This is a genomic window from Thalassospira sp. MCCC 1A01428 (genome assembly GCF_002115825.1).
Classification (GTDB): Bacteria; Pseudomonadota; Alphaproteobacteria; order Rhodospirillales; family Thalassospiraceae; genus Thalassospira.
In genome coordinates this window covers 267619-280184 of the sequence record NZ_JFJZ01000002.1, presented here as the reverse complement: position 1 = coordinate 280184, position 12566 = coordinate 267619, and the positions used below count along the sequence as shown (strand labels likewise).

Annotated in this window: 9 protein-coding genes; 3 read left to right on the top strand and 6 right to left on the bottom strand. The window is 54.3% G+C overall.

From position 1 onward, the window contains the following. Positions 1-122: 122 nt before the first annotated feature. A complete protein-coding gene (locus tag THS27_RS02850; RefSeq protein ID WP_246832814.1) occupies positions 123-1961 on the bottom strand; it encodes a transglycosylase domain-containing protein in 1839 nt (612 codons plus the stop codon). On the opposite strand from THS27_RS02850, the gene THS27_RS27305 reads away from it, so the two are divergent. After that, on the top strand, positions 1960-2148 hold the full coding sequence (locus THS27_RS27305) for a hypothetical protein (RefSeq protein ID WP_246832813.1): 189 nt from the start codon (positions 1960-1962) through the stop codon (positions 2146-2148). The two genes, THS27_RS02850 and THS27_RS27305, sit on opposite strands and share 2 nt — an antisense overlap. Before the next feature lie 486 nt (positions 2149-2634). Here THS27_RS27305 and THS27_RS02845 read toward each other — a convergent pair whose 3' ends face one another. Together THS27_RS02845 and THS27_RS02840 are read right to left on the bottom strand one after the other, a co-directional pair. Beyond that, positions 2635-4569, bottom strand: coding sequence for a transglycosylase domain-containing protein (locus tag THS27_RS02845; protein WP_246832812.1), 1935 nt, complete (start codon positions 4567-4569; stop codon positions 2635-2637). A gap of 172 nt (positions 4570-4741) precedes the next feature. Next, positions 4742-5374, bottom strand: a complete 633-nt coding sequence (locus tag THS27_RS02840) for a TetR family transcriptional regulator (RefSeq protein ID WP_085587637.1) — start codon at positions 5372-5374, stop codon at positions 4742-4744. Positions 5375-5467: 93 nt separating this feature from the next. On the opposite strand from THS27_RS02840, the gene THS27_RS02835 reads away from it, so the two are divergent. Next, positions 5468-6142 (top strand): O-methyltransferase, encoded by a 675-nt coding sequence (locus tag THS27_RS02835; RefSeq protein WP_085587635.1) that lies wholly within the window; start codon positions 5468-5470, stop codon positions 6140-6142. Positions 6143-6356: 214 nt separating this feature from the next. Further along, a complete protein-coding gene (locus THS27_RS02830) occupies positions 6357-7541 on the top strand; it encodes an arabinose transporter (protein ID WP_246832811.1) in 1185 nt (394 codons plus the stop codon). 82 nt (positions 7542-7623) lie between these two features. On the opposite strand, the gene gyrB is transcribed toward THS27_RS02830, so the two are convergent. The 3 genes from gyrB to dnaN form a co-directional block, all read right to left on the bottom strand. Next, a complete protein-coding gene (gene gyrB / locus THS27_RS02825; RefSeq protein WP_085587633.1) occupies positions 7624-10083 on the bottom strand; it encodes a DNA topoisomerase (ATP-hydrolyzing) subunit B in 2460 nt (819 codons plus the stop codon). A 26-nt stretch (positions 10084-10109) separates the two neighbouring features. Continuing rightward, on the bottom strand, positions 10110-11267 hold the full coding sequence (gene recF, locus THS27_RS02820) for a DNA replication/repair protein RecF (RefSeq protein WP_085587631.1): 1158 nt from the start codon (positions 11265-11267) through the stop codon (positions 10110-10112). A 62-nt stretch (positions 11268-11329) separates the two neighbouring features. Then, positions 11330-12448 carry a DNA polymerase III subunit beta gene (gene dnaN / locus THS27_RS02815; protein ID WP_085587629.1) on the bottom strand — a complete coding sequence of 373 codons (1119 nt, stop codon included), beginning with the start codon at positions 12446-12448 and terminating at the stop codon, positions 11330-11332. Positions 12449-12566 lie beyond the last annotated feature (118 nt).

Below are 12566 nucleotides of genomic sequence, written 5' to 3'. Positions count from 1 at the left end.
GCCTCTTTTTTCGATACATGTGCCGGCACAGGCCATCAACATATTCGCCACAATCCTGCCCCTAAAAAACAGGCAATAATGTAACGTGCCGCTGGAAAGTTATCATCACGGTAGGTCTATGGCTATTTGTGCCCGCCGCTAAAGCCGGAATTAAACTTTTTCCAGCTATCGTCCTCGCCCATACGGATGGCCCGCATCAGGGCCGCCTTGCCCAGTGACCGCACCGGCAAATCCTGATGGGCATGCAACATAAAGGATTTCCACATATGGGCGGGTAAACCACCCCCTGTGACTTCGTCCATCGGTGATCCGTTATCATTGCCCATCCACACACCGGCCACCAGATCGGCGGTATAACCAACAAACCAGGCATCGCGATAATCCGATGTGGTACCGGTTTTACCCGCAGCCGGGCGGTCCAGCAGGGCATTTTTCCCCGTACCCTTCGCCATCACGGCCGCCAGCATATTGTTCATTTCACCAGCGGTAACCGGGTTTAACACGCGCGTTAAATACCCGCCTTCGCGTTCATACAAAACCTTGCCATCCTGGCCAACGATCCTGGTGATGGCGTGGGGGATAATATTAAAGCCGCCGTTTGACACGATGGCATAGGCCGATGTCATTTCCAGCAATGTAACCTCGCTGGTCCCCAGGGCAAGGCTGGGTTCGGCTGGCAGGTCGGACGACACACCCAGCTTGTGAGCAATATCAATAACCTTGTTCAGGCCGGTTTTCATTGCAACTTCAACCGCAATGGTATTGTTCGATGTTGCCACCGCGTCACGCAATGACATGGTACCATGATGCTGACGGTCAAAGTTGCGCGGGCTCCAGCCATTAACGCTATAGGGTTCATCGCGCATCCAGTCATCGGCACGCATTTCATCTTCCAGCGCGGCCAGATAAACAAACAGTTTAAACACCGATCCGGGCTGGCGTTTAGCCTGTGTTACGCGGTTATACTGGCTTTCAAAAAAGTTCTTCCCCCCGACCATCGCGCGGACGGAACCATCCGGCGTCATGGCAACAAGGGCCGCCTGACCGGCCCTGCGCTTTTCGGCCTCCTTGCTGTCAAGCACCCGGTTAACGGCATCTTCCGCTGAACTTTGTAAGTTAGAATCCAGCGTCGTATACACCACCATATCCTGGTCGTGATACCCGACATAGTCGGTCACCCGGTCCAAAATCCAGTCGGTAAAATAGCGCACATTCGGCCCGCCACGCGCCACATTCGCGGTTGTCACACTTTTATACTGGTTGGTTCGGGCCTGCTGTTTGCTGATCACGCCGGTATCAAGCATTGCATCGATCACCTGATTGGCACGTTTGGCCGCCTGGGCCGGGGCCACAAGCGGGTTATAGCGGCTGGGCGCCTTGGGCAGCCCGGCCAGCACAGCCGCCTGATACAGCGTTAACCGTCGAGGATCGACACCAAAATACTGCCGTGATGCCGCGTCTATCCCGTAAACGCCCGACCCGAAATAAATACGGTTCAAATACAGCGACAGAATTTGCCGTTTGGAAAATTTCACCTCCAGCCACAGCGACAACAAAACTTCTTCCACCTTGCGGCCATAACTGCGCTCGGGTGATAAAAACAGGTTCTTTGCCAACTGCTGGGTAATGGTGCTGCCGCCCTCGGCAATGTGCCCCCGCCAGATATTGGTTACAAGCGCACGGGTTATGCCAATAAGATCGATACCGAAATGATGATAAAACCGCCGATCCTCGATCGAGACAAAAGCCTGACCGACATAATCGGGAAGATCACCGACCTCAACCGGGTGACCATAACGATCTCCGTAATTCGCCAGATTTACCCCGTCGAGGCTCATGATACGCACCAGCGGCTTGCGCTGGGTTGCAACATCAAAATCAATTTTGCTGGTTAAATCATAGCCGTAATACGCCGTAAGCCCGCCACACAGCACCACCGCCCAAACGGCCAGAACCATCATGATCTGCGCCAACAACATCGGACGGGGCACAAAGGACATCAGGATCGCGCCAAAAGACCGTTTTTTTCCCCCACGGCGACGTTTACGCGAAGACGACTGGCCCGAAGAGCTACGCGATGCCCGACGTCTGGGTGCCGAAGATGAATTACGGGTGGGTCGCTTCGCCAAAATCGTCCTCGAAACCTGAAAAACACGGGGATGGGCACGTAAATTACCATCCAGAACGGGGAAAATCCGCCTGTTTGGCATTTTGCAAGCATAGGTAAACCATTACGCACCGTGCTATCAATAAAACATCATTTTCCTAAGAAACCATGTTTTATAAACACGCTCAGACAGGCAATAACACGCATCTGATGAAGACAAGCCCCAAAAGCCGAAACCGGGCGGCTTAAACGGCATAATCACCTGCCAAAGTCCTGAAGATTTTTAAATCCCCTGTTTATGCCCCATACCCCTCAAAACGTGCGCAGCTTAACACAGACGATCCAGGGGTTGTTCAAAATTTGAACAATTAAACCCTGACACAACGACATGCGAAATACTCACACGCCAACACGCCACCCGGTACGATGAAAACACCGCAATAAACCAAACAAAACAGTCCCGGCGCCCCCCGTCATTGTCCGGCATTTTTCAAAACCGGCACGCGACATTCCATATTGTCTGTCTGTTACGGTTCGTTTGCCAGGGGCGGGTTGGGGTCAACCCAATGGCGTTTCCACATGTCGGAAACACCATCTTCTTCCACCAGTCGCTGGCTTGTTCCCCGCGCAACCGAGCGGATCGAAAATCCCTGTGATGCATCAAGCATGAACAGCCGCCACAGTGACGCAACATCAACATCCGGGCGAATGGCAGGGGCGCGGCTTTTATCATCGTTGCCCACCCAGACCACAGTATAAAGATCGGCGGTAAACCCCGCAAACCAGGCATCGCTGCCCCGCCCGGCCAACGCGCCAAAACCAACAAAGGGCCGGTCCAGCCTTACCTGCGGGTCAGTCACCCCGGCCAGCATACTGTTAACTGCCAGCATGGCTTCGTCAGTTAGGGTTTTTTCCCGTACTGTTGTTTTACGCTGATATAAAACAGGCTGCCCTTCGGCGCTGGAACGAATGGAATTAATCACCGTAATTCTGGGTGTCACGCCGCCATTTAACGACAGGGCATGTAACCGGGCGATATCGGGTAATGTCACCGGGTCAAGGCCCACAACGGTACGAATATCGTCAGACAGGCGGCTTTCAATGCCAACATCGGCGGCAAAATCGCGCATATTACCCAACCCGAATTTGTGGGTCAGTTCGACAGGAACAGTGTTGACGTCACGGGCAAAGGCATCGCGCAGCGATACCTGCCCCCGATATTGACGGTCCGGGTTAACCGGTTTCCACCCCTCAATTTCCTTGCGGCTGTCGGGCACCCACTGGGCCGGATCCGGGTTTTCATTCAGGGCGTAATAATAAGGCAGAATTTTAATCATCCGCCCGGGATAATGGCGCACAGTCCATGCCCGGTTTTGCGACATCGGATCATAGCTTGTTCCGCCCACCATCGCGCGTACCCGCCCATCCGGGCTTATCGCCAGCAATGCGGCCTGGTCTGCCCCCCGCGGTTTCAGGCGCAAATTGCTGATATCTGTTACCGCATCCTGCGCCATCATTTGCAGGCGGGCGTCAATGCTGGTAACCACCCGCAAATCCTTGCTGGTATAACCAACCCGAATTGCAACTTCGTCCATCACCTGATCAATCACATATTGCGAATAATCGTCTTCGCTGATGCGCGGTGAAAGTTGTGGCACAGTACGCGATAACGCCGAAACCTGTTCAGGCTCGATCATTTTTTGTGTCGCCATTTCCTGAAGCACAATATTGGCCGCATGGGCCGATGCCGTCGGGAAATGCAACGGGTTCAGGGTCCTGGGATCATTCATCGCAGCCGCCAGAACCGCCGCCTGATGCAGGCTCATATTCTGCGCCTGCACCCCGAACAGAATGCGCGATGCAGCCGTTACCCCGAAAATGCCTGAACCAACATAGGTGCGCTCCAGGTAGGATCGTAAAATTGTGGTTTTATCAAACCGGGCTTCCAGCCACAAAGCAACCAGCAACTCTTCAAGGTTACGTACGGTCCCCGTATCGGGCACCTCGAAAAAACTGCGGGCAACCTTCATTGTCAGGGTAGATCCAGGTTCAGGATCGCCCGATACAATGCGGGTAATGTCGCTTAAACCTGCCCCAAAATGATGGTAAAAACCGGGATCAGTGGCCGCAACAAAGACATTTTGAAGCCGTTTCGGAAACGTAATTAATGAAACGTCCTGGCTATAATGCCCCTGAACGTTCTTGATTACCGTGCCATCAAATCCTGCAATCAAAACATCGGGGCTGCGGTCGGACTTGCGGCTGAAATCCAGCTGGGTCTGGATTGACAATGTAACAACCGTTGAAACACCGGCTAACACCAGCAAAACTACCGATGCAGCCGCCAGGCGGATACGTCGTTTACGCCGGCGTATTTCACGCAGACGGCGTTCTTCGATTTCCTGCAACGCAGCCTGGGCTGCCATTGCGCCACTTCGTTTCACCTGGTTATTTTCGTCCACGTCCCAATCCGCTCATATCGCAGGTTTATTTTGCTTTTTTGAGTAAACGCCTAATGCCTTAACAAATAGTAGCAAATGCGCGCCGCACCCGCTATTCCCTTGGCAAATCCTGCGTATTGACACGTATTGGCAACATTTGAGTACGCTGCCGCCAATCGAAGCATTTTTGGCATCATGCGGATTTCAGACTGTTCACATAGGCGCACAGCATATCTGCCATCGCATCGGAATATATCGCCATTTCATCTGCCGTTCGCGGGCTTTCCGAAAACTGCTTTCCCACTGTGCTGAGCGTTGTTGTTATCAAGTCACCGGCCAGTTCACGGGTGGTAAAGTCACAATCGGGCAGGGTTTCGGTCAGAAAATCCTGTATCGCCTGTGTGCCTGCTTGTTTGGCAATGTGGGCTTCGGGCGCGTCACGATAAAGCGGTGCGGCGTCATGAAGGGCGACCCGCATGTCGGCTTCTTCACATTCCGAACGAACAAAGGCATGAACCAGCACCCGCAGGCGATCGGACGGGGGCAAGGTACGATCCTTTAATATTCCCACTAGCAAACCGTTGGTTTGCTGCCATTCATCGCTTTGCAACCGAAACAGGATGGCGGCTTTGTTGGGGAAATACTGATAAAGCGACCCCACACTAACACCGGCCTTCTCAGCAACCCGGGCGGTGGTAAAACGCTGCGCCCCTTCTTTGGCCAAAACCTGAATAGCGGCTTCCAATATCGCCGCGACCAGGTCGGCGGAGCGGGCCTGTTTGGGCTTTCGACGCAAGGAAATCTGCGCCTGTCGGGGGTCGGTCATCACTGCACCTGCCAATGCGAATAGGAAACACGAATAATTAATCGTATTTTTATCGCGGCGCAAGAATGCACCAGACCCAAACCGGAGATCGAAATGACCCCCTTAAATACCCTGACCAGCCCGCCGCTAGCACCGTTACTTGACCGGCTATTTAACGAAGCTGCCAATGCATCCCCCCTGCAAAGCCCGGGCATTGCCGAATTGTCATCAGCCGAACAAAACCGGTTAATGCACAGCAAAACCGAATATCTGGATTTATATACCCGATTAAAAGACCAGCCCCTTGCCGTATCACGCGCCACCGGCAGCTTGCTTTATATGCTGGCCCGTGCGTGCAATGCCCGCAACATTGTTGAATTTGGCACATCGTTTGGCATTTCCACCCTGCACCTTGCTGCAGCCCTGCGCGACAATGGCGGCGGAAAACTGATCACGACCGAGTTCGAACCCTCCAAGGTTGAACGTGCGCAGGAAAACCTCATTATGGCCAACCTGATCGACCTTGTCGAAATTCGACAGGGCGATGCACTAAAAACCCTGGCTGACGACCTGCCCGAAACCATTGATCTGGTTTTGCTCGACGGGGCCAAGGGTCTGTATCCCGAAATTCTGGATCTGGTAGAAAAACACCTTAAACCCGGCGCGCTTATTATTGCCGATAATGCCGATTACAGCCCCTATTATCTTGAAATCGTGCGTTCTTCTGCACTGGGATACATGTCAATTCCATTTGACGACGACGTCGAATTATCCGTGCGCCTAGGCTAGGCGTTCGGTCAAATAGCCAGCCTGCCACATTTTTAAAACCGGCAATACCGGAACGATCCATCTCGCAAAATTCTTGCGTGGGCCACACACCCCTCGCCGTAAGCGTTAACGTTACCCAACGCATCTGCCGAACCTGTTCGGTGAGGGTGCGTTTGCATATTCACATCGTACTCCTCGAAAAACAGCTCTAACCGATTTTACCGGAGTATTTTATGTGATTACAGAACCCACCCGCTTCGACCCTGCCTATCGTTATGTTCTTGTTCTGACAGGGGCGCTTTTTCTTTCATATCTTTCGGTTGCCATGTCTCTTCCCACTGTGCCGATCCATGTGGTTCATGGCATGGGACTAAACAACAGTTTTGGCGGCCTTGCCGTTGGCATCGCCTTTTTATCCACCATTGTTACCCGCAGCCGGGCCGGCGCCAGTGCCGACTGGCTGGGCGGTAAAATCTGTATGCAGCGCGGTCTTGTTATTTATGCCGGAGCCGGGGTGATCTGCCTTGTCTCCGCTCTGCCCCAACTCCCCGTTACCGGTGCCTATGTTCTGCTAATCCTGGGCCGGTTATTGCTGGGTCTGGGCGAAAGCCTGGGCATGGTCGGCATGGTCAGCTGGGCAATTGGCCTTATGGGGCCTGCCCGTTCGGGCAAGGTCATCGCTCTGGTCGGTATGGGGATGTATGGGTCATTTGCTGCTGGTGGCCCATTGGGGTTGGCCTTGCTTGATTATGCCGGTTTTGCCGGGCTTATGGCGGTTTGCATCCTTCTGCCCCTGGTCGGGCTTTTGGTCATTCACGGGCTTCCCGCCGTTCAGCCCCATGCCGGGCCGCGTGAATCCTTTTGGAAAATCATTGGCCGTATCTGGCGACCGGGCCTTGTTGTTGGCCTGCAAGGCATTGGCTTTGCTGCATTGGGGGCATTCTTTTCGCTTTATTTCCTAAGCCGTGGCTGGGCCTATGCCGGGCTGGGCCTAACATGTTTTGGCACCGGTTTTGTTGCAATACGGCTGTTTTGCGGCCACCTGCCTGACCGCATTGGCGGAACCCCGGTCGCGATGGCATCCCTGGCAATCGAAGCTGCGGGGCAATATCTGCTGTGGCTTTCCCCCATTCCGGAACTGGCCTTTCTTGGTGCCCTGTTCACCGGTATTGGCTGCTCCATGGTGTTTCCGGCCATGGGATCCGAGGTTGTCAAACAGGTTCCCCCGCATTTGCGTGGAACAGCTGTTGGGGGTTTTGCCGCCTTTCAGGACCTTGCCTATGGTGCAACGGCCCCGGTGGTCGGCCTGCTTGCTGACCGTTCTGGATATGCCTCGGTTTTTCTGATTGGCGGTGTTGCGGCCACACTGGGATTATGGGTGGCATTTCAGGCGCACCGGTTAATTCGGCATCCCGCGTAATTTGTTCGTTTCATCCCTTAAATGCAAACAGGCCCGCCACAAAATGGCGGGCCTGCGAAATCGTTTCGTTGGAAAATTCCGATCAAACGTCGAGATTGGCGACTTTCAAGGCGTTGGACTGGATGAACTCGCGACGCGGCTCAACAATGTCGCCCATCAGGGTTGAAAAGACCTCTTCGGCTTCATCGGCATGTTCAACTTTCACCTGCAACAGCGAACGTACATTCGGGTCCAGGGTCGTTTCCCACAGCTGATCGGGGTTCATTTCGCCCAGACCTTTATAACGCTGAACAGAAATGCCACGACGGCCATATTCCATCACCGCATTAACCAGATCAACCGGGCCATGAATTTTCCAGACCTTGTCCTTGGCCCCAAATTCGGCACCAGCTTCAAACACTTCACGCAGTTCACCAATCAGGCCCGCCAGGGCCCGACTTTCGGCCGAACGCAAAATATTGGCATCAATGACATAGCGTTCCTCAACACCGCGCAACATTCGCCACACCATCAACTGGTCAAGCGGGGCTTCGCCCTTCCAGCCGCGATCGAAATCTTCGGCCAGGGTATCAAGATGGGTTGCCAGGGTTTGCGCCGATTCCAGACGTTTCTGGTCGTCATCAAGCAAAGCCGGGTTAAGCGCACCCGCCAAAACTGCTTGCTCCAGCACCGAAATTGGCAATTTCAGCGACAATGGCTCCAAAAATCCCTTGGCTTTACGCGCCAGTTCAACGATGCGGATCAAATCGGCACCGGCATACTGCATTCCGTTAGCCAGTTTCAAAAGGGCATCTTCGGTGCCCTGCGCGGTCAGGTACTGTTCCATCTCGCGGTCCCCCTTAAGATACTGAACAGAATTACCCCGTTTGGCGCGATAGAGCGGCGGCTGGGCAATGTAAAGATAACCGCGTTCGATCATCTCCGGCATCTGACGATAGAAGAAGGTCAACAGCAACGTTCGAATATGCGCACCGTCGACGTCAGCATCGGTCATGATGATGATTTTGTGGTAACGGATTTTCTCGATGTTGAAATCATCGCGGCCAATGCCGGTTCCCAGTGCCGTAATCAGGGTGCCGATTTCCTGGCTCGACAGCATTTTGTCGAAACGGGCCCGTTCAACGTTTAGAATTTTACCACGCAATGGCAAAATCGCCTGGAATCCGCGTTCGCGGCCCTGCTTGGCCGACCCGCCTGCGGAGTCCCCTTCGACGATGAACAATTCGGCTTTGGTCGCATCACGTTCCTGGCAGTCGGCCAGTTTGCCCGGCAGGGACGAAATATCAAGCGCCCCCTTACGACGGGTCAGTTCGCGTGCCTTACGGGCAGCTTCACGTGCGGTTGCGGCCTCGACAACCTTGCTGACAATCTTGCGGGCATCCTGGGGATGTTCTTCCAGCCATTGCGACAATTTGTCATTAACGACATTTTCAACAACCGGGCGCACTTCAGATGAAACCAGCTTGTCTTTGGTCTGCGACGAGAATTTCGGGTCCGGCACCTTGACGGACACCACACAGGTCAGACCTTCGCGGGCATCATCCCCCGAAAGCGCAACCTTTTCCTTTTTGGCGATTCCGCTTTCCTGGGCATAACTGTTGATCTGACGCGTCAGGGCCGCACGGAAACCGGCCATGTGAGTGCCACCATCGCGCTGGGGAATGTTGTTGGTAAAGCACAGCGTCGTTTCGTGATAGCTGTCGTTCCACTGCAAGGCAACTTCAACGGTGATCCCGTCTTTTTCACCCACAATCGAAACGCATTCCTCAATCTGACGTGTTTTTGAACGATCCAGATATTCAACAAACGCGCGAATACCACCTTCATAATGCAATTTAATTTCGGTTGGATCACTGCTGCGTTCATCACGCAATGTCAGAATGACGCCGGAATTCAAAAATGCCAGTTCGCGCAGGCGGTGCTCAAGGGTCGGCAGGTTAAATTCGGTCATCGTGAAAATTTCGGCGTCAGGATAGAAGGTAACTTCCGTCCCGGTCAGCGGCGTGCCGTCCTCGGTCAGCGGGGCATCCCCCACAATGGCCATCGGCTTGACAGCGTCGCCGCCCGAAAATTCCATGTAAAATTCTTTGCCGTTACGCCAGACGCGCAATTTCAGCAAGGTTGACAGGGCATTCACCACCGAAATGCCAACACCGTGCAGACCACCGGAAACCTTATAGGAATTCTGATCGAACTTACCGCCGGCATGAAGCTGGGTCATAATGACCTCGGCGGCAGAAACACCTTCTTCCTTATGGATATCGGTTGGGATCCCACGACCGTTGTCGCGAATGGTCGCCGATCCGTCACCGTTCAACTGCACCCATACCGTATCGCAATGACCGGCAAGCGCTTCGTCGATGGCGTTATCGACCACCTCGTATATCATGTGATGCAGACCGGTTCCGTCATCGGTATCCCCGATATACATGCCCGGCCGCTTGCGCACCGCTTCCAGGCCCCGAAGGACCTTGATGGATTCGGCGCCGTATTCCTGCGGATCAATCCCGGCGGCAATCGGAGCTTCTGTTTCGTTGGTCATAGCGTCACAACCTCGGCAGTCACGGATCAAATCGTCTCGGGCGACACGCTGGCATCTTCCACCCGGAAGAACTGCGCACGCCCGATCAGACCATCAAAAAGCGCCCGGTCCGTACCTGTCATCCAGGCCTGAACACCAAGCGCCACGATTTCGTCAAACAGGTCACCCCGCCTTTCGGCATCAAGATGGGCAACCACTTCGTCTAGCAACAAAAGCGGACCCGCACCCCGGGCCCGACTTTGCAAACGCGTATTTGCCATCACAATTGACAGCAACAGCGCCTTTTGTTCGCCCGTCGAACATTGTGCGGCGGGCTGATTTTTCGCTTCGTGCCACACCATCAGGTCGCTTCTTTGCGGCCCAACGGCGGCACCACCATACATCGCATCGCGTTCCCGCCCGTCACGCAGGGCAGCACGCATACGGTCTTCAACTTCTACAGCCGGAAACTGTTCCAGCCAGTTTTCCAAATCTCCCGCCAGCGCCAAACGTGCTGCCGGAAAAGCACCAATTGCCATGGTACCCGCCCGAACCAGACGATCCAGCAATTCGGCACGTGCAACCACAACGGCAATGCCATGGCGCACCATCGAATCTTCGATGGCATTTAGCCATTTATCATCGGCTTTGCCGGCCTTAAGCAATTTTGCCCGGCTGCGCAAACCATGTTCAAAAGCGGCAACACGGCCGCTATGATCCGGGTCCAACCCGTATACCAGCCGATCCAGAAACCGCCGCCGTGCCGATGGTCCATCCAGAAACAGGCGGTCCATTTGCGGCGTTAACCAAACTGCGGCACATACCCGGCCCAACGATGCCTGCCCGCGCTGTGCTTCGCCGTCAATTTTCACCGCCCGGCGTTCGCGGCCCTGCCGCAAGGCTTGCGGATCAAGCCCGGACCCAACCTGATATTGCCCGTCAGGCGTTTCAAGTTGCGCACTTACCGCCCAGGCCCGCACGCTGCCATCATCGGTTGCCGGCACATTTCGGGCAATTTCACCCAATTTGGCCCGACGCAACCCGCTTCCTGGTGCCAAAAGCGAGATCGCCTCCAACAGGTTGGTTTTTCCGGCCCCGTTCGGGCCGGTCAACACCACGGGCCCCGCGTCGATATCAAGCCGCAGCCGCGCATAACAGCGAAAATCGCCAAGATCGAGACGGGAAACAGCAAGACGGTTTGTCATCGGGTCACCGTCTTGCATAAGATGATTATGGGCAAGGAAAGCCACAACAGGAAAATCGCAGATCAGACGCGCATCGGCATCAGAACATACAATGCCGACAAATCGTCGGTATCGCGCAGGATCGTCGGCGACTGCCCGTCAGACATCAAAAGATTCAGGGTATCGCCCTTAACCTGCTTGGCAATGTCGAGAAGGTAACGGGAATTAAAACCAATTTCGATGTCATCGGAATCGTAATTGATTTCAAGTTCTTCGGTCGCCGTGCCATGTTCCGGGCTGGAGGCTGATAAGGTCAGGGTGTTGCCTGACATTACCACTTTGACCGCACGCGATTTTTCAATCGAAATGGCAGAAACACGGTCAACCGCGTCGGCAAACGGTTTGCATTCCAGATCCAGGCTTTTGTCATTACCCGACGGGATCACGCGTTCATAATCGGGGAAGGTGCCATCGATCAGCTTGGAGGTCAGAACCGCCTTGCCAAAACCAAAGCGGATTTTGGTATCGGACAAGGCAATATCCACGGCCTCGCCGGTTTCGTCGATCAGCTTGCGCAATTCGCCAACGGTTTTACGCGGCACAATCACACCTGGCATGTTTTCAGCACCATCGGGCAACGGTGCCTCGACACGGGCCAGACGATGGCCGTCGGTGGCAACCGCGCGCAAAATTTTCGTGCCTTCGGCATCGGCGGCGTGAAAATAAATCCCGTTCAGGTAATAACGGGTTTCTTCCGTCGAAATGGCAAATTCAGCCCGATCAATCAGACCGCGCAATTCGGCCGCAGCCAAACCAAAGCTGACCGGCAAATCCCCGCCCGACATGACCGGGAAATCATCAACCGGCAAAACAGCCAGATTAAATTTCGACCGGCCCGCCGACAGGGTCAAACGCCCTGCACCTGGCTCCAGCGCAATCTGCACCTGAGAGCCTTCCGGCAATTTGCGCACAATTTCATAAAGGGTATGCGCGGGAGTTGTCGTTGCACCCGGTTCGGAAACTTCCGCCGTGGTGGTTTCGATTACCTCAAGGTCCATATCGGTTGCGGTCAGCGACAAGGTATTTTCTTCGGCCCGCAGCAGGATATTGGACAGAATCGGAATGGTATTGCGCCGTTCGACCACACTTTGAACATGTGTGAGAGATTTTAACAGAGCCGCGCGTTCGATGGTCAGCTTCATGCCCGTCCTATCCGTCTGTCTGCAATTATATAACGAATTGATTTTTATTCATTTTTTCGACTTAGCCCCACCCCTTTTGGCTGGGTTGGCCGCATTATAACATGGGAGGCCCAAAATC